At 50.3% G+C, this 18,649-nt stretch carries 13 protein-coding genes (1 of these 13 running past the window's edge); 12 read left to right on the forward strand and 1 reads right to left on the reverse strand.

Annotated elements, in window-relative coordinates; all coding sequences use genetic code 11:
- Window positions 1-33 precede the first annotated feature (33 nt).
- Window positions 34-3,186, reverse strand: a complete 3,153-nt coding sequence (locus tag ACKTT9_RS00810) for an FG-GAP repeat domain-containing protein (protein ID WP_407870163.1) — start codon at window positions 3,184-3,186, stop codon at window positions 34-36.
- Window positions 3,187-3,511: 325 nt separating this feature from the next.
- On the opposite strand from ACKTT9_RS00810, the gene ACKTT9_RS00815 reads away from it, so the two are divergent.
- The 12 genes from ACKTT9_RS00815 to ACKTT9_RS00870 form a co-directional block, all read left to right on the forward strand.
- The gene (locus ACKTT9_RS00815; RefSeq protein ID WP_407870164.1) at window positions 3,512-6,055 is read left to right on the forward strand and encodes a DUF3656 domain-containing protein; all 2,544 of its coding nucleotides are present in this window, start codon (window positions 3,512-3,514) and stop codon (window positions 6,053-6,055) included.
- Between the two features lie 507 nt (window positions 6,056-6,562).
- The gene (locus ACKTT9_RS00820) at window positions 6,563-7,597 is read left to right on the forward strand and encodes an ABC transporter ATP-binding protein (RefSeq protein WP_407872935.1); all 1,035 of its coding nucleotides are present in this window, start codon (window positions 6,563-6,565) and stop codon (window positions 7,595-7,597) included.
- Complete coding sequence (locus tag ACKTT9_RS00825; protein WP_127453255.1) at window positions 7,590-8,306, forward strand: ABC transporter permease subunit; 717 nt, start codon at window positions 7,590-7,592, stop codon at window positions 8,304-8,306. The genes ACKTT9_RS00820 and ACKTT9_RS00825 overlap by 8 nt, the downstream gene beginning before the upstream one ends.
- Before the next feature lie 5 nt (window positions 8,307-8,311).
- A complete protein-coding gene (locus tag ACKTT9_RS00830) occupies window positions 8,312-9,700 on the forward strand; it encodes a GldG family protein (RefSeq protein WP_407870165.1) in 1,389 nt (462 codons plus the stop codon).
- Window positions 9,697-10,629: a DUF4340 domain-containing protein gene (locus ACKTT9_RS00835; protein ID WP_407870166.1), complete on the forward strand. Its 933-nt coding sequence runs from the start codon at window positions 9,697-9,699 to the stop codon at window positions 10,627-10,629. Before ACKTT9_RS00830 ends, ACKTT9_RS00835 begins: the two co-directional genes overlap by 4 nt.
- 139 nt (window positions 10,630-10,768) lie before the next feature.
- Complete coding sequence (locus ACKTT9_RS00840) at window positions 10,769-10,993, forward strand: hypothetical protein (RefSeq protein WP_127453252.1); 225 nt, start codon at window positions 10,769-10,771, stop codon at window positions 10,991-10,993.
- Between the two features lie 27 nt (window positions 10,994-11,020).
- Complete coding sequence (locus tag ACKTT9_RS00845) at window positions 11,021-11,767, forward strand: spore coat protein (RefSeq protein ID WP_407870167.1); 747 nt, start codon at window positions 11,021-11,023, stop codon at window positions 11,765-11,767.
- Between the two features lie 169 nt (window positions 11,768-11,936).
- Window positions 11,937-12,401, forward strand: coding sequence for a DUF6130 family protein (locus ACKTT9_RS00850; RefSeq protein WP_127453250.1), 465 nt, complete (start codon window positions 11,937-11,939; stop codon window positions 12,399-12,401).
- Between the two features lie 180 nt (window positions 12,402-12,581).
- Complete coding sequence (locus tag ACKTT9_RS00855; protein ID WP_407870168.1) at window positions 12,582-13,283, forward strand: heptaprenylglyceryl phosphate synthase; 702 nt, start codon at window positions 12,582-12,584, stop codon at window positions 13,281-13,283.
- A gap of 4 nt (window positions 13,284-13,287) precedes the next feature.
- Window positions 13,288-15,642, forward strand: a complete 2,355-nt coding sequence (gene pcrA / locus ACKTT9_RS00860) for a DNA helicase PcrA (protein WP_407870169.1) — start codon at window positions 13,288-13,290, stop codon at window positions 15,640-15,642.
- A gap of 57 nt (window positions 15,643-15,699) precedes the next feature.
- Window positions 15,700-17,721 (forward strand): NAD-dependent DNA ligase LigA, encoded by a 2,022-nt coding sequence (ligA, locus tag ACKTT9_RS00865; RefSeq protein WP_407870170.1) that lies wholly within the window; start codon window positions 15,700-15,702, stop codon window positions 17,719-17,721.
- A 28-nt stretch (window positions 17,722-17,749) separates the two neighbouring features.
- On the forward strand, window positions 17,750-18,649 hold the 5' portion of the coding sequence (locus ACKTT9_RS00870; protein WP_407870171.1) for a DUF1835 domain-containing protein. Its footprint extends 75 nt past the window's final position; 900 of the gene's 975 nt are visible here — the first part of the coding sequence; the start codon lies at window positions 17,750-17,752; its stop codon lies beyond the right edge, outside the window.

Here is an 18,649-nt window from a genome sequence, read left to right on the forward strand (position 1 = left end):
AAAAGTAGAAAGTAGTTCAGCGCAAGTGCATGGTCACTTTGCTTTGCTTGTGAACGAAAGCGTAGTTACATCTCCGTATCGGGTAATCGTGTAGAGATGGTTTGCTGCGTCATACTCGATTTTGGCATCGCCTGTGAATTCAAGCTCTGTAGGGCTGAATAATTTCACTTGCTGCAAGCCAGAAGCCTTGAGTTCTAAATTGCGGGTATTTCCTTGCTCTGTCAGGGAAAAAGGGACGTTAGCACGCACAATATGCAGCCGTTCTTTGGCCGGCGCAATGCCGATGGCGGATGGCCCAGCCAATCCTACATAGAAACGGTTATCAATCGTCGTATAGGTATCTGAATCACTTTGCAGGGAGTACAAGGCTAGTTTCTCGCCTTTTTCTATGACTACTCCTAGCGTTCCTGTATACTCTTCAGCCAAGCTAGGCACTGCCTTCGCGTTGGGTGTGAGAGTCGCATGGAAGTGCGGGCTGCCACCCGCTAAACGATCCTTGAGCCTGTCCCATAAATAGAAGGCCCATGACTGGCTAATCCGAACCTCGCTTTTCATAGCGGTTAAGAAGGATTTGGCCATTTGTTTCTCGGTCATGAAATTATAATCATGCTTCGTGCGAAGCTTGTCAAAATAGTCAGCGAACTGCGTCAAATCAGCGATTTTGGCCGGTTCGGGAAAATGGTACTCGATGTGCTCGAAATAATCAATCGGCATGTCCAGCTTGACCATCGATTCGAATACATCCGTCGTGGCATAGTCGCCTGTGCGCAGCACCGGTGTCGGTGTATGTATCAGCATGGTACGGTCCGTGCTGCCTTGTTTGTCTTGCAGTAGGAACGGCAGCGACCATATCGACTCAGGCCGGGAAATAACGGGCGATTCTGAAGGCAGGAAGCCGAAATTATACCACATTCCGTCCTGTTCCTCGCTTCGCAGTGTTTGCTGATGATCTTCGTTATTTATTCGCCATGTGTGCTGATTCGTGCCGGGATGCAGCCAAGGAATGCCTAACTTGGCGAAGGCTTGTTTATGAAGGGCAAGCTCCGCTTGCTCCTGTTCAGCGCTTTTGAAATTGTGCACAAAAGTGTGCGGATCTAAGTCTAGATGGTTATCACGTGCATATTGGATGAATTCCTTCAGCTCGGCTTGATATGGGAACTGCGGATCATCAATTGCCACAGGGGATCCGAATTCGATGCCTCCGACGATGAGATCGTCTTTGCCGTCGTGGTTAAGATCCAGCCATAGCGGAACCGAGTTATGTCCGGCAACCAATGCCCGATTGCCGACCTGGTTTAAGGTTGTGCCTTCCAGAGGACCCGTATTCGTCCAAGCGCCAGAGGCGCTTTGGAGATATACTTGCAGGTCCCCGTCGCTGCTGCCGACCACGAGATCGAGTCGGCCATCGCCGTTCATGTCGCGTGCGGCAGGCGCAGCGTACGCGGCGTTGTTGGGCAGCGTGAGAATCTCGCTGCCTGCCTCTAAAGTGAGGGCCGCTGCGCTGCGGCCCTTGTAGAGCAATACTCGTCCATCGGCTCCGCCTAGGACGAGGTCGAGCTTGCCGTCGCCGTCGATATCGGCGACGTACGGCGCTGCAGCCCCTCCGGGCAGCTGCAGCGGTTTCCCGCCCGCGCGCACTGCCGCGGGCTTCGCGAACCTGCCGCCAGCGAGCTGCGGCAGCTCATACACGGCCCCGGACTCGTCGGAGACGACGAGGTCCGGGCGGCCGTCCCCGTTCACGTCTGCGGCGTGAACGGCACTGTAAGGGCTGAGCTGGAGCGGCACGCCGGACTCCAGCAGCAGCTTCGACGGCGCGCCGAACGTGTCCGGCAGCGCCATTCCCGCAGGCGGCGGCTCACTCGTGTACGCCGCCGGATCAGGCCCTTGATTCGTGTAGACGTACACGAATCCGTCCGCGCTGCCGGCCAGCACGTCGGTGCGGCCGTCGCCGTTCAGATCCGCGGTGGCCGGGTACGCGCGGTAGGGCAGTTCGATCGCGCTCGCCAGATCGCGATATTGCGGGAACAGCGCCTGCCGCAGCGGCTTGCCGGCTGACATCACGTGCAGGCCGCTTGCGTAGCCTGAGCCGGGCAATTCCCCGACGAATGTCGGCTGCGCATTCGTTCCGGTGTTGAGCTGCACCGTTAAGCTCTCGCGCCATTGCCCCCAATAGAAAGCGTTGCGCACGAGGGTGAACGAGGGAATCTCGTTATACTTTTTGAGCTCCTCGGCCCAAGCGATGCCATCTTTGTGTTGGATGGCCGGCATCGCCTCAAAGTGATTCTGAAAAGCCATGGCAGGTCTGCCGTAAGGACCAAGCACTTTGCGAACACTGTAACCTAGCGTCTCTTTGGCTACATACGACAACAGCTCACTGCGATACTGCATGTTGGCCGCTGCGAAATCAAAGTTGAAATATGGATCAATCGGTAAAGCTCTTTTATTGAAGTAAGTCGTCCCCGGCGTTGATTTGCCTGTGGCTTGATATTTGGCTGCCAGCTGAGCGAAGCCCAGGTTCAGGTCGGCACCGCTTTGCATGTCGTAACCGGTTGGAAAGTAACGGTTAGGCAAGAAGTTGCTAGAGATCAACACGGTGCCTTCCCCTACACCATTCTCCATAGCCAGCGAAACAGCTTTGCCAGACACATTCATCGCAACAAGGGTCTGTCCTGACGACGGAACGAAGCCGTACCCCATATGAAAACCCGGAAGGTCCTCCATCGTATGATGCTTGAGGTAGCTTTCGCTAAACAATTGAAAGGTTGTCTGCACGCCTTGTAAATTCATAGAAACCTTGGGATAGCTAAGGCTTGGCGTATTTGCTGCCAATTGCGGCGTTCCTAAACCTGTAAGCGAAACCTTCTGCAAATTAACAAGCTCTGATGCCCCAAGGAAATCAAGCGGCAGTCGGGGGGCGAATCCATTTTCGACTAGCAAATGCCCGCCTTGCTTCACATAGCTTACAAGCTTTGTTGTCTGCTCCGTCCATGCGGGATCTTCGGCTAGCGCCGGGTCCAGATAGATAGCATCGTATGTTTTCAGCTTTCTAGCGGATAGGGCTGCTAGCTTCTGTTTATCTACGGAAATGCCAGCCTGCAAGCTCTGCGAAAAGTTGCCATAAGCCGCCGTATCATACGAATCTCCACTAGTTGCGTAGAGAAGCTTGGTTTCCTCTATTTTTGGCAAAAATAGAAGTAGGCCCACTACCAATAGGAAACCGAGGGCTAGTCCGATAACAATTTTTAAAATGCGTATTTTCGACAAAACCAAAAGGATCCCTCGATTACTAAAATGGTCACTATCCTTGACATTATAGCATTCATGGGTAAGTTTGTTAACTTTTAAAGGGTTACCCGGCATGCAGGTAAGGTTTGGGAATTTGCAGAGGCTGTCGGATATTGACCGGGTTTGGAAATGGTTGTGCCCTAGATTCCTACCTATCGTTTCTGTTACACTAAAGAGAAGACTTTGAGGGTCGCTTGAGGATCTATTATTGAAAGGATTTGCTGCCATGCGTACGATACGCAGAGAAGATATAGAATTATTGGCCCCTGCGGGGGATTGGGATTGTTTGAGAGCGGCTGTTGCCAATGGGGCGGATGCCGTGTTTTTTGGTGTGGAGAAATTTAATGCTAGAGCGCGCGCGCACAATTTCACGATGGCCGAGCTGCCGGATATTATGTCGTTCCTTCATCTTTACGGCGTTAAGGGTTTTCTGACTTTTAACATTCTAGTATTTGAGGAAGAACTGAGCGAGGCAAAGCAGTTGATTGAAGCTTGTGTCGATGCTGGCGTGGATGCGGTCATTGTGCAAGATCTTGGTCTTGTGAAAATGATTCGTGAAATCTCTCCGGATTTCCCGATTCACGGTTCCACGCAGATGACGATTACATCGCCTGAAGCTGTTGAATTTACGAAACCTTTTGATATTGAACGGGTCGTTCTGGGACGCGAAAATAATTTGAAGCAAATTAAACAAATCGGGGACCAAGCGAAGCTTCCGATGGAAGTGTTCGTGCATGGCGCACTTTGCGTGTCCTATTCGGGCCAGTGTCTGACCTCTGAAATGTGGGGCGGCCGTTCGGCTAACCGCGGAGAGTGCGCACAAGCCTGCCGCTTGCCTTATGATTTGATGATTGATGGTGTGCAAAAGCCGATGGGCGACGTGGCGTATTTGCTGTCGCCAAAAGATTTGGCGGCTATTGAAATTGTGCCTGAGTTGATCGAAGCGGGCGTGTGCTCCTTCAAAATTGAAGGGCGTTTGAAAACCCCTGAATACGTGGCTAACGTCGTGAGCAAGTACCGCAGCGCGATTGATCGTTATTTTGAAGGCAAAGATGCTCGTCCTTCGAAAGAGGAAGTTCGCGAGCTGCAGCAAAGCTTCTCGCGTGGTTTTACCGTTGGTTTCTTGAATGGAACCAACAATAAACAGCTCGTCGACGGTACGTTTCCGAAGAGCCGCGGGGTGTTCGTTGGCCGCGTGAAGCAGATTTTGCGCGACGGTGTGGTTTGTGAGCTTGAAGCGCCGATCAAGCGCGGAGACGGGATTGTATTCGACGCCGGAGATCCGACGAAGAAGGAAGAAGGCGGCCGCATCTACGATTTGCGCCGCAAAGGCGAGAAAATCGAAGGCGAAGCCGAGGGCGGCATTATCGAAATCATTGCTGGACGCAATGATGTGGATCTGAGCCGCTTGCATGTGGGGGATCGGATCTGGAAGACGAACGATCCGCATTTGGACAAACGTCTGCGCCAGACGTTTGAGACCGATAAGCCTTACCGGACGTTCCCGGTTAGCATCAAGATTACCGGCGCTGAAGGCGAGCCGCTCAAAAGCTGGTGGACCGATGTGCAAGGCGGCCATACCGTCTTCGTACAATCCGAACTTCCGCTTGTTCGTGCAGAGAAAAGACCGATGGATGAGCAGCTGTTCGCTGATCAGTTTGGCCGTCTTGGCGGTACGATCTATGCGCTTAGCGATTTAGATGTTCAGTTAAACGGTGAACTCATCGTGCCGATGCGCGAGCTTAATGCTATGCGCCGCAGCGCGGTAGAGCTTATGGAAGACGAGCGTCAGAAGCCGCGTGCGTACATGAAGCGTGAGATCGGCGTTTATGACGACGTGCCTCAGCCGGCTGCAGAGCGACAAGCCGCTGGGCAGGCGCCTGCGTTGTCGTTAGCGGATCGCAGCGGGGTGCACCTTACAGCACTTTGCCGTAACCTGGATCAAGTGAAGGCCGTGCTTGAAAAAGACGACGTTCAAATGATTTACGCTGATTTTGAATTTATTAAGCAGTTCCCTGCGGCTGTTGAAGCTGTGCATGCGGCCGGGCGCAAAATTGCCTTGGCGACGCCGAGAATTCATATGCCTGGGGAAACGGGCTATTTTAACAATATCTTGAAGCTAAATCCTGATGCCGTGCTAATTCGGAATACAGGTGCTGCTTACTTCTTTTTGAAGCATCAGTTGGAGCATCCGAATGGACCTAAGCCGCAGCTTATTGGCGATTTCTCCTTGAATATAGCTAACCACAAGACAGCTTCCTTATTCTTGGATGCAGGCTTGTCTAAGGTTACGCCATCTTACGACTTAAACATTCAGCAGATGGTTGATCTGCTTGGCCGCGCTGAAACTTCCAAACTGGAAGTCGTCATACATCAGCATATGCCGATGTTCCATACGGAGCACTGCGTGTACTGCACGTTCTTGAGCGAAGGTACAGACTTCACGAACTGTGGTCGTCCATGTGAAGATCACCATGTGTCCTTGCAGGACCGGGTCGGGATGTCGCATCCCGTTCGCGTCGATGAAGGCTGCCGCAACACGGTTTACAATGCAGTGGATCAATCTGGCGCTGAATATCTGAACCATTTCATGGATTTGGGCATTCGCTCTTTCCGTGTAGAGTTCCTTGAAGAGACGCCGGACAAGGTGCATGAGATTCTAAGCTTGTACCGCCGTGCGATTAACGGTGAAATCAGCGGGACGCAAGTGTGGCGTTCACTGAAAGCTACTAATCAGTTGGGCGTAACTCGCGGTCAATTGGTGAAATAAATTATCGAATAATAGATCATAGACGCTTGCCGTTTATGGTCTATTTTTTATTTCCCAGCCTGCCTTCCACGTTGTGTTGAGGGAACTACAGGGCGCTATTTCTGCGAAATGGGCGCCTAAATGCACGAAGGGGAACTAGGGACCCTTATTTTTATGAAATTGGCTGATTTTCCACCAATCCATAGAAATAAGGCCCTGCAGTTCCCCAAAAAGCTCTAGAATAACCCTGAGGACACAAATAGTGCCCTCAGCTTCCGCTATTTCGGCATTATCGCTAGAAAAGCTCCGCCCAAACGCGCTCACCCCGAAGCAGAAGTATTTCATTCTCCGTGTTTAACTTAACTTTTGCTGGTTTAGACTGAAATTAAGGCTTAAACAACATAATCCGTTCACAATTCAGACACAACTTTTTAATGTATTTTTCAGATTTGCTTAAGGTTGGTTTATTGTTCCACGCGTATAGTGATGATGGTTACTATGAACGAAAGAATGAATGGGGGATCTTGGATGCTTGAGGTCAAACAAGTCAGCAAGCTGTACGAAAATGATCGCGGCGTACACAACATCGACTTCTCGATGCAGCGCGGCGAAATCGTCGGCTTTTTAGGGCCAAACGGTGCTGGCAAAACAACGACAATGCGCATGATTACGGGTTACTTGAATCCGACGCACGGCCAAATCCTGGTGGACGGCCACTCCATGGCGGACAATCCGAAGAAAGCGCGCCGCAAAATCGGCTACTTGCCGGAAACGCCGCCGCTTTATCCGGAAATGACGGTGCAATCGTACCTGCGCTTTATCGCGAATCTTCGCGATGTGCCGGCACGGGAGCAGAAGCTGCGCGTCGGCGAAGCGATCGACAAGCTCGGTTTGCAAGGCCGCGAGAAGCAGATTATTCGCTCATTGTCCAAAGGATACAAACAGCGCTTGGGCCTCGCGCAAGCGATTCTGCACCAACCGGATCTGCTAATTCTGGACGAGCCTACGTCAGGCCTCGATCCGAAGCAGATCATCGAAATCCGCCAGCTGATTCATGAGCTGGGCGAGAACCACACAGTGCTGCTGAGCACGCACATTTTGCCGGAAATCAACGCGATTTGTAACCGCGTTCTCATTATTAACCAAGGCCGCGTCGTACTCGACGAGCGTCCTGAGCATCTCGGCCGCACGATGGGCGAGACGTTTGAAGTGTCGCTCGAGGTCAAGGGACCTCGCGAGCGGATTTTGACCGAGCTTCGCAGCTTGGACACGGTCGCTGACGTGAAGGAGCTTGATGCTCCAGCTCCGGTAGAGGAAGCATCCGCAGAGCCTGCGGCTGAAGAAGCTCCGGCCGCCAAGGAGTCCGTGAAGCTGCTCGTCACTTCGGCGGATCGCTCCGACATCCGGGAGGATCTGTTCTTCCGCCTGGCCGGCGCAGGATACCCGATTCTCGAGATGAAGCGCGAAAGCCTCAGCCTGGAGGATATTTTCCTCAAGCTGACGACGGACGAGCCTGCCGAAGCGGACAGCAAATCGGAAGAGGAGGGAGACAACGATGCGTAAAATCTGGGCGATCTGCTCGAAAGAGCTGCAAATGTATTTCTTTTCGCCAGTTGCTTATGTAGCCTTCGCTTTCTATGTGCTGCTGTCCAGTTTCTTCTTCTACATCAATTTTGTAAGCGGTCAGCCGCCGATTGTTGATGCGCGTTCCGTGGTAGGCAACACTTCGTTTATCTATCTGTTTATCATCCCGTTATTGACGATGCGTCTGATCGCGGATGAATTCCGTCAAGGCACGGATGAGCTGCTGCTTACATCGCCTGCAGGCATCGGTGAAATTGTGATGGGCAAATATTTGTCCGCTTTCATCGTGCAGGTGGGACTGGTGGCAATTTCCTTGATTTATCCGCTTATCATGTCCGCTTTCGGCGAGATGGATAAGCCGGTACTATGGCTGTCCTATCTAAGCATGTTCCTGATAGGGTGCGCGATGATGGCTATCGGTTTGTTCGCGTCGAGCCTGTCTAACAACCAGATGGTTGCGGGTATTACCGGTTTTGTGATTTTGCTGCTGCTGTGGCTGCTTGATTGGGTGAGCTCCAGCATGACAGGCAAGCTGAAAGATTATGTCGGTCAATTCTCATTGACTAGCCATTTGACGAACCTGCAAAAAGGCGTTCTGCATGGCGGAGACATCCTCTTTTATGTCACATTAACAGCGGTATTTCTCGTTCTTAGCATACAAGTCCTTGAAAGAAAGCGTTGGAGGTGAGCGGGATGAACAAGTGGATACGGGGAACGAATGCGACAGTTTTATCCATCGCGGTGATCGGTATTTTTATCATTCTGACCATTTTCCTTCACTCGCTGAAAGGCTTTCAGGTCGATTTGACGAAAAACAAAAATTTCACGCTTTCGGAGCAAACAGTCAACACGCTTAAAAATCTAAATCAAGATATTCATGTCATTGCTTTTACAAATAGCGGCGACAACAATGAATTCGTAACGCGTCAGGTTACGGATATGATCCAGGAGTACAAGAAGCAAAGCAGCAAAATCACGTATGACGAATACGATATGCTGAAACAGCCGTCTATGGCTAAGCAATATGGCGTCGATCAAGGCGGCACGCTCGTTTTTGAAATGGGTACCAAGAAACAGAACGTGAATTTCTACGAGTTGTTTGTGGGTCAGCAGGACGGATCTTACACGTTTTCCGGGGAAGAGAAGTTCACGCAAGCCATTACGAGCCTAACATCTACGGAGAAACACACGGTGTACATGCTTTCCGGCCATCAAGAGTATCCGCTGACGGCGATGTCGATCTTGAGAAGCAGTCTGGAAGCCGCCAATTATACGGTGAAGGATCTCAATCTGTATGTTGAGGGTAAAATACCTGACGACGCGCAGATGCTTATGCTGCTAGGTCCGCAAAACGATTTGAACGACAAAGAAGCTGATCTGATTAAGGCTTATTTGAAGGATAAAGGTAAAATCTACATGGCGCTGGGCTTTGATAAAGATATGGCGACCAAGTGGAAAAATATCGATGCCATCATGAAAACGTATGGTATTCAGGATCAACACGCAATTGCGATTGAACCAAAACAAACGTCGCTTTACGATCCATTAACGATCATTCCGGACTACGGTCCTCATGACATTACCAACAAGCTTTCCAGCAATAATCTCGTTACGATGCTGTCGCTGGCAGTGAGCTTGAATGCAGATGAAAGTGCGCCGGATTACACGCAATCGCTGCTTTTGAAAACGACTGACAAAGCTTACGGTGAAACCGACATTAACCTGTTGGCACAATCCAAAACCAAACAAGACGCGACGGATGTTAAAGGCCCGTTGAACTTGGGTTATGCGATTTCGAACAAAGATAATAAGCCTAAGGCTGTTATTCTTGGTGGTTCGACGTTTGTATTGGATCAAGATATTCAGAACCAAGGGAATAAAGATTTTGCAATGAACAGTATCGGTTGGCTGCAGGAGCAGAAGGATCAAATTACGATTCGTCCGCGTCAAGGAGATGCCTTCCAGCAAGCGATGATTACGCCTAGCCAGGCGAATACGATTTTCTTAGTCACGATCGTGTTCTTACCGCTCTTGTTCTTAGTCATCGGCGGCTTGATCTGGTGGAGGAGGAGAAGAGGATGAAACGGTTTATTCCTACGATTCTGTTAGTGGTTATTTGTATCGGCGGTTTCTGGTACGCATCGAGCAAAGACTTCTTTCAAGAGAAAAAAGAAGAACCGAAAACCCTTCTCACGCTAAAACAGGAAGACGTGCAGTCCCTTGCGGTGAAAACCGAAGAGCAGCAGATTGATTTGAACCGTACGGACAGCGGCTGGGAAATGAAAACGCCGGCTGCGGCGCCAATGAATACGAATCAGGTTGATTCGTGGCTGGATGCTATCGGTTTAGTGACTTCTACCAAAGTGGTGGAAGAACAAGCGAGCAATTTAGCCAATTATGGCTTAGATAAGCCTGTTGGCACTTATGAAGTTACGATGAAAGATGGCTCTAAAAAGGGGCTTCTGGTCGGAACTGCTCTTCCAATCGAAGGTTTCTCCTACGTTCAAGTGGAAGGTTCTCCGGTTGTTTACCAAGTCAGTGATCAATCTTTGTCTTCGCTGAACAAGGCTCCGGTTGATTTTGCCGAAACAAGCCCGTTCAAGATCGAGAATGACAAGGTTCAGTCGGTGAAGGTCACGTGGAAGGGTCAAACCTGGACACTTGCCAAAACGGACAAAGACAAGGTGGCTGCTGAGGCGAACTGGAAGCTTGGCGATAAGGAGCTGAAAGGCGCGGATGCGAGTCCATTGCTGGATGAGCTGGTCTTTCTGCATAGCGCGGAGCTGCCACAGCCGCTTGCTCAGAAGCCGACGGCAGGCGGCGAGCTCAAAATCGAGCTTGGTTTGTCTGTAGACGGCAAAGATGTTACCGAGGTTTACGAAGGTAAAGTAAGCCAAGACCAAGTCTGGCTGGCTAAGCAGGGCGGGACATGGTCCTTCCAAATTGCGGCGGCAGACATACAGAAATTAGCGGATGCTTATGCCGGTAAGCCGGCGCAGCCTGCTTCATAGAAAAAAAGCCCTGACAGCTACATGCTGTTCGGGGCTTTTTTCATTGGACAATTTTTTCAGGATTTTTTTACCAAACGACATAAAACGGCAATTTTTGGGAAACCTACAAAGAAGGAATGGAAAGGAGGGTAACATTCACATGTACAACAATCAAGGGAACCAAACCATTACCGGCAAGGAGCTCTCGTACCTATCGGATACGTTGAAGAATGAAGATTTGTTAGCAAAGCTTTGCGTGCACGCTTCTGTTGGCAGCCAAAGTCCATCATTGAAGCAAACCATGTCCCAACTATCCCAGGAACGGCTCCAAAGCGTCAGCATCCTCATCAACACACTGCAGCAGCAATCAGGCTTGACCCACTAACACGTACACAGAGGAGGTGCAAGAAGCATGTATCAACAAAATGCCTACCAACAACAGCAGCAACAGCAGCAACACCAAGTGCTTTTGCAAGAGCAGGATCTTGCTAATTTAGTACTATCTGAGTTGAAACGCAGTGCAGGGGAGTACACAACAGCGGTCACAGAAGCCGTGAATCCTCAAATTAAACAGACCTTTCAAACTTTATTGACCAAGACACTTCAATGTCATGCGACATTATTTCAAGAAATTCAAAAACTCGGATACTACGAGGTACAGCCCGCTGAGCAGCAGCAAATCCAACAGGAGCTGCAGAAGCAAAGCCAGACCGCAGCTCAGCTGCAGTCTTTCGTGCACCAGAATTTGAGCCAAACACCAACGATGAGCTACCAACAGCAGGAGCCGATGGGGATTTCCCAGCAGCAGCCGCAACAACAACAACAGCAGCAGTACTCCCAAAATCAGCACCAGCAGGCGCAAAGCCAACAGCACAATCCAATCGCTGGCCTGCATCAACATCAGGCGCCAATCCAACCAATCATCAATACGTCCCAGTATCCGAACGCCGTGCATAACAATCAAGGGCAAGGCTACGGTCAAAATAGCTATGGCTACTCCCAAAGCTACGGGGCATCATCCGCTTATGGAGCATCAGAGAATGCTGGCATGGCCGGCAAATCGGCGAATTCAAGCATCGCTTCCCGCCAAACTTCCAATGTAACTGGCGAGAACTCCTACATGAACAAACAGCATGAGGGCAGCAAATATAGCTTTTAATCCATTAGACGTCCGCAGCGATAAGCTTAGGGCGTCTTTGTTTTTTCTGTGTCCCAACTATTTTTTTGATTTTGTCCCACTTTTCTCATAATCAAGGTATGGAAGCGGCTTGTCACACATATATAAGGAACAAGGATGTCCAAACTTATGGGAAAAGGGAGTAGAGCTGATGAAAAAAACGTGGATTTACGGCGCAGCGACTTTAATGTTACTTGGAGCAGTGACAACTGCATGCGGTTCTAAAGAGGAAGTCATTAGTTCAACCGGAGCAGGCCCCAAGGTAGCGACAACGGTGGCAGGTGGCCAAGCAGAGAGCAGTGTGAAAACGGTGGCTTCCGGCGCCAAACCGGCCATTGATGCGCAAGTTTCCAAAGTGGATGGCAGAAATGTAACGATTACGTACCAAACAACGAATTTCCAACTATCAGCCGATAGTATGGATAAAGCGAATGTACAGGGACAAGGACATCTGCATCTGTACGTGGACGGCAAGCAGAAAGCGATGATCGGCAAAACAGGTCCGCTAACGCTGAACAATTTAGCTGCTGGTAAACACGAGATTCGCCTTGAACTTCAGCAAAATGACCACAAAGATCTGAATGTCGAGAAAATTCTTAACATTGAAGTGAAATAAGTGGGAACATTTGTGCGTATTCGGGCGGAAAACAAGCTCGGGTGAAGATCAGAACACGCTACAAGCATATTCTTTGAAAAGACGGGCAAATAGCCCGTCTTTTGTCATTTGACACACCCGAATGGGTAGCATAGACTGTTGATAGTATGGCAGGATTGCCGCCTAATCGGAGGGAAACAATTGATTGTCGATATACGGAAGTGGAATCATGTTTTTAAGCTGGATCCTGATCGTGATATATCCGATGAGGCGCTAGACCTCATTTGTCAGTCGGGAACGGATGCGATAATGGTTGGAGGTTCAACGGGTGTTACGTTTGATAATACCGTAGACCTCATGGCCCGGATTCGCCAGTACGAATTGCCGTGTGTACTTGAAATTTCTAGCCAAGAGGCTATCGTCCCCGGGTTCGATCTCTATTTTATTCCTGTGGTGCTCAATGCGGAAGATCCGAATTGGATCGTCGGGCAGCATCATGAGGCGTTGAAAGAGTATGGTTCCCTGCTCAATTGGGATGAGATTGTAACGGAAGGTTATGTGATTCTCAATAGCGAGGCTGCGGCGGCAAAGCTGACGAAAGCTCGTGCGAACTTGGATGCCAAAGACGTTGCGGCTTACGCGCGAATGGCGGACAAGTTATTTAACATGCCAATTGTATATTTGGAATACAGCGGTGTTTTCGGCGATATGGAGCTGGTGCGGAGGACGCGGCAAGTTCTGGAGAATGCCCGTTTATTTTATGGGGGCGGGATCGACAGCTTAGCCAAAGCGCAGCAAGCGGCGGAAGTGGCAGATACCATTGTCGTAGGCAACATCATCTATAGTGATCTGGAGCAGGCGCTTCAGACAGTGAACGTGAATTTTGATAGAACAGGAAGGTAACTTAATGAACGAGACAGTCAATATCTTAGATGCGATTAAAAGGTTGAATCCCCAGCAGCGCAAAGCGGTTGAAGCGGTTGACGGTCCACTTTTGATTATGGCTGGCGCGGGAAGCGGAAAGACGCGGGTGCTCACGCATAGGATCGCTTACCTGATCGGCACACGCAAAGCGGCGCCATGGAGCATTCTAGCGTTAACCTTTACGAATAAAGCAGCACGTGAGATGCAGGATCGTGTAGGCAAGCTGGTTGGCGGGAGCGGGAACGATATCTGGGTTTCCACGTTTCACTCCATGTGTGTGCGTATGCTGCGCAGAGATATTTCGCGAATCGGTTTCACCTCGAATTTTACGATTCTGGATTCAGGCGACCAACTCTCCGTGATCAAAACCTGCTGCAAGGAACTCAACATCGATACGAAGAAGTACGAGCCCAAGACGTTTCAAGCGGCGATCTCTACAGCCAAAAATGAACTTATTTCTCCTAAACAATTTGAAGATAAAATCGGTGACTACTTCGACGGACTGACCTCGAAAATTTATACGCTTTACCAAAAAAAGCTGAGAAGCAACAACTCCCTGGATTTCGATGACCTGATTATGGCTACCATTCATTTGTTCAAAGAAGTACCGGAAGTTCTGGATTACTACCAAAACAAATTTCAATATATTCACGTCGATGAGTATCAAGATACGAATAGGGCGCAGTATATGCTGTGTCAAATGATTGCTGCCAAACATAAGCGCATTTGCGTTGTAGGGGACAGCGACCAGTCCATTTACCGTTGGCGCGGAGCCGACATTACGAATATCCTTAATTTTGAAAATGATTACCCGGATGCCACGTCCATTTTATTAGAGCAAAATTATCGCTCCACCTCGAATATTTTGAACGCGGCTAACAAAGTCATCGCCAACAATACGGGCCGTAAGCCCAAAAATTTGTGGACTGACAAAGAGGGCGGCGCAGGCATCAAGCTATATCAAGCCGACACGGAACATGAAGAAGGCTATTTCATAACAAGTGAAATTAACAAAAACAAGTCCAAAGGTAAAAAGTTCGCCGATCATGCCATCCTCTACCGGACGAATGCGCAATCACGGGTAATAGAGGAGATTCTTATTAAATCCGACATCCCGTATACAATTGTTGGCGGCGTGAAGTTCTATGATCGTAAAGAGATCAAGGATATTTTGGCTTACTTGCGGCTCATTTCCAATCCCAACGATGACATCAGCTTGAATCGGATCGTCAATGTTCCGAAGCGGGGTATCGGTGGCACCACAATGGATAAAGTTGCGGAGATGGCGGGACGCCGCGGGATTTCGTTATTTGCCATGCTGGAGGAAATCGACGTTCTGGAGATTAATGCCAAAGCGAAGCACGCGTTGGCTGATTTCCGTGAGATGATCGATAATCTGAACCGGATGGTTGAATACTTATCCGTGACGGAACTTACCGAGAAGGTGCTGGAGTTGTCTCAGTACCGTTTGGAAATGCAGCGGGAAAATACGATTGAATCCAAAGCTCGTCTCGAAAATATTGAAGAGTTCCTGTCCGTGACGATGGACTTTGAGAAACGCAACGAGGATAAGTCCCTCATTTCGTTCTTGACCGATTTGGCGCTTATCGCCGATATCGATACCTTAGATAAAGACCAACCTGAGGAAGAACAAGACGCTGTCGTATTAATGACGATGCACAGCGCCAAAGGTCTGGAATTCCCGGTTGTGTTCATCATCGGGATGGAAGAAGGCGTCTTCCCGCACAGCCGGGCTTTTGCGGATAACGAAGAGCTCGAAGAGGAGCGCCGGTTGGCCTATGTCGGCATCACGCGCGCCGAGGAAGAGCTATTCCTCACGTGCGCGCGTATGCGCACGCTCTTTGGCCGCACCGCCGCTAACGCGCCATCGCGATTCCTGCAGGAGATTCCGCCGGAACTCCTGGAGAAAGTCTCGATGGGAGGTTCCATCGGCGGAGGCTTCTCACGAGGTGGCCGCACCAGCTCGTGGGGCAGCAGCGGAGGCGGCAGCGCCGCCTCCGCCTCGACGAGCCGCGGTTCCGGCGGCTCGTCTGCCTGGGGCACGCCGTCCTCCTTCGGACGGCCAAGTGCCGGCGCGGCTGCGCCAAGCCCTGCGGCGGCTGTGAAGCCGCCTGCGTTCCGGGCTCCGCAGCCTGCCGCGGGCGGCCCGGTGCCGGACTACAAAGCCGGCGACAAAGTGTCGCATGGCAAGTGGGGCGTCGGCACCGTAGTGTCCGTGAAAGGCTCGGGTGACGACACCGAGCTGCAAATTGCTTTTCCGGCGCCTAATGGACTTAAGCGCCTGCTGGCGAAATTCGCCCCGATTACCAAAGTGTAGGGGCAGGAATTTTCAACCTTGGATTACCCATTTCCCATTAGAGAGGAAGAGCCCGTAATGACAGATGCCATCGCGGCAATGAAAACCCTCATCCAAGAAATTAACAAGCACAATCATAATTATTATACGCTCGATCAACCGACGATTTCGGATGCTGAGTGGGACGCTTTATATGATAAATTAACAGCGCTGGAGAAGGAGACGGGAACCATCCTGCCTTCTTCCCCAACCCAGCGTGTGGGCGCCGATATCCTGAAAGGTTTCGAACCGCACCGCCATCTAGCCCGTCTTTGGAGCTTGGACAAAGCGCAAAATGCGGAAGATCTGCAAACCTGGCACACACGTGTTCTTAAATTGATCGCCGACTATAACAGCAAGAACCCGGAAACACCTTTGCCGGACCCTACTTATGTTGTGGAATTAAAGTTTGATGGGCTTACGCTCAATCTTACCTATGAAGCGGGTCAGCTTAAACAGGCCTCCACGCGTGGGAATGGTACCGTAGGGGAAGGGATTTTAGCACAGATCAAGACGATTAAATCTATCCCGCTCGAGATTCCTTATGATCAAGGGACGATTGAGGTGCAGGGTGAAGGCATGATGTTCCTGTCTGTCCTTGAAGAGTACAATCAGACGGCCGCAGAGCCGCTCAAAAACGCTCGTAATGCAGCCGCCGGAGCACTGCGTAACCTGAATCCCAAAGTAACCGCAGAGCGCAAACTGAACGCTTTCTTCTATAACGTAGGTTATTCGGACAATATTCAATTTGCTAACCATGCGGATATGGTTCAGTTCCTAAGGGACAACCATTTCAAAATCAGCAATCGTACACGGTATTTCAATACGATCGAAGAAGTAAGTGCAGAGCTGGAGCGGATCGCCGAAGAACGTTTAGGTTTTGACTTCCTCATCGATGGTAGCGTTGTTAAGCTTACGGACATGCGCACGCGGGAAGTGCTTGGCTATACGGAGAAGTTCCCTCGCTGGGCTATCGCGTACAAGTTTGAAGCCGAAGAAGCGACAACGATTCTGCAAAGCGTATCTTGGGAAGTAGGCCGCACCGGCAAAATTACGCCGTTGGCTCGCGTAGAAGCTGTAGATCTCGCTGGCGTTACCGTACAGAACTGTACGTTGAATAACGTCGGCGACATCGAGCGTAAGAACCTCAAGCACGCCTTAGGCAGCCTCGTCTACATTCGTCGCTCCAATGACGTCATTCCCGAAATTCTCGGTAAAGTGACCGAGGAGAATGACGGCGAGGAAATCATCGCTCCGACGCATTGTCCTTCTTGCGGCAGCGAGCTGGAGATGCGTGGTGCGCATCTGTTCTGCTTGAATCGGCTTGGCTGCAGCCCGCAGCTCGTTGGCCGTATGTCGCATTTTGCTTCGCGCGATGCGATGGACATAGAGTTCTTCAGCGAGATGACGGCTTCGCAGTTGCACCAAGAGCTTGGCGTCAACGATCCTGCGGATCTCTATACGCTGAAGTTCGACGATCTGGTGAAGCTTGACCGGTTCGGGGAGAAGAAGGTCAACAATTTACTAGGCGCTTTGGAGAAAAGTAAATCTCGCGACCTCGCGTCGTTCCTATATGCACTAGGCATTCCCAACTCCGGCAAAACGACAACCAAAGTGCTGGCCGATTATTATCGCAGCCTGCCCAAAATCATGGCGGCAACGCCGGAGGAGCTCATCGCGCTCCCAGACGTGGGTGGTATTGTCGCCGAGAGCATCTACTCATTTTTCCGTGACCCTGTCATGGTATCCAGTATTGAGCGCATGTTGGCCGCCGGCGTCAACCCGATTGCCGAGGAGCCTGCCGTCATGCTGGCTAGCCCGGACAATCCGTTTTTTGGCAAAACGGTTGTGCTTACGGGTACGCTTTCCACTATGGGGCGCGACGAATGCGCCAAGAAGCTGGAAGCGCTTGGGGCCAAAATTACCGGCAGTGTTTCTAAGAAAACGGACATCGTTATTGCAGGAGAGAGCGCCGGCAGCAAGTTGACCAAAGCACAGGAGCTTGGCATTCGGATTATTGATGATGAGCAGGAGCTTCTGCAGCTGCTGGGTGAAGGTTAAATTAAATTTGTGAAAAGAGGGTTGCGCCATGCCAGGAAAGCTGCATATTGTGAACGGTGACGCTTTTGGAGATAAACTGCGTAAGTCGAGCATAGATGGTGAAATTCTGGTATGGCGCGAGTCTCTATATGAGGGGCCTATCGGCATGCAAATGTCGGATAGTCTCCTTTTACCCATAAGGGCCTCCTATCTGTTTCGAAAGCATGGGATCCCGGAAGATCTGTTTACATCCACCACGCTTCATCAAGAAAAGCAATTGGATATGCTCTCAGATGAGGCAAGCGAAATTATCCTATGGTTTGATCAGGATCTTTTTGACCAGTTGATGCTTTGTTATTTATTAACACGACTATCTAATCTGCACAGTGGCCAAACGCGATTATCGCTTATCCAATATGATCAAAAGATCGAACAAACAATTCCTCAACTCTACAATGAGGTGTGGCCAGTAACAGAAGGGCAGCTTAACCTTGCTGCTAAGGTGTGGAGTGCCTATTCGGCCTCTGAACCGTTGTCTTTGGCAGTTTTGATGGAGGAGGACTTGTCGGAGCTGCCTTTTCTTAAAAGGGCTCTAGAGGCTAATCTAGGGCGCTATCCCTCTATGCAAAATGGTTTGAGCAGCCTGGAGCAGCTCATTCTAGAGGAGATTGACCGTACAGAGGTTTCTCTTTATTCGTTATTTCAACATGTCAGCGAGAAAGCCAATGACTTTGGCTTAGGTGATTTGCAATTCTGGGGTATGTTAGAGCAGCTCCGGTTATGTGAACATCCGTTAATCTCTCTTACCGGGGGTGACAGACTTCCTCAATACGGTGAACCCTTGCCTGTTCAGTTCGAGAATTGGCGAGTAAGATTAACAGATGCGGGTAAACTAGTTCTCACGGGCAAGGAAGACCATATTACTTTGAATGGTATCGATGATTGGATC

The organism is Paenibacillus sp. P36 (assembly GCF_045866505.1).
Lineage (GTDB): Bacteria > Bacillota > Bacilli > Paenibacillales > NBRC-103111 > Paenibacillus_E > Paenibacillus_E chondroitinus.

Excerpts from the sequence above, each read along its gene's own strand:
- ACKTT9_RS00815 (WP_407870164.1), top strand. The coding sequence starts at position 3,512 with ATGCGTACGATACGCAGAGAAGATATAGAATTATTGGCCCCTGCGGGG.
- ACKTT9_RS00820 (WP_407872935.1), top strand. The coding sequence starts at position 6,563 with ATGCTTGAGGTCAAACAAGTCAGCAAGCTGTACGAAAATGATCGCGGC.
- ACKTT9_RS00825 (WP_127453255.1), top strand. The coding sequence starts at position 7,590 with ATGCGTAAAATCTGGGCGATCTGCTCGAAAGAGCTGCAAATGTATTTC.
- ACKTT9_RS00830 (WP_407870165.1), top strand. The coding sequence starts at position 8,312 with ATGAACAAGTGGATACGGGGAACGAATGCGACAGTTTTATCCATCGCG.
- ACKTT9_RS00835 (WP_407870166.1), top strand. The coding sequence starts at position 9,697 with ATGAAACGGTTTATTCCTACGATTCTGTTAGTGGTTATTTGTATCGGC.
- ACKTT9_RS00840 (WP_127453252.1), top strand. The coding sequence starts at position 10,769 with ATGTACAACAATCAAGGGAACCAAACCATTACCGGCAAGGAGCTCTCG.
- ACKTT9_RS00845 (WP_407870167.1), top strand. The coding sequence starts at position 11,021 with ATGTATCAACAAAATGCCTACCAACAACAGCAGCAACAGCAGCAACAC.
- ACKTT9_RS00850 (WP_127453250.1), top strand. The coding sequence starts at position 11,937 with ATGAAAAAAACGTGGATTTACGGCGCAGCGACTTTAATGTTACTTGGA.
- pcrA (WP_407870169.1), top strand. The coding sequence starts at position 13,288 with ATGAACGAGACAGTCAATATCTTAGATGCGATTAAAAGGTTGAATCCC.
- ligA (WP_407870170.1), top strand. The coding sequence starts at position 15,700 with ATGACAGATGCCATCGCGGCAATGAAAACCCTCATCCAAGAAATTAAC.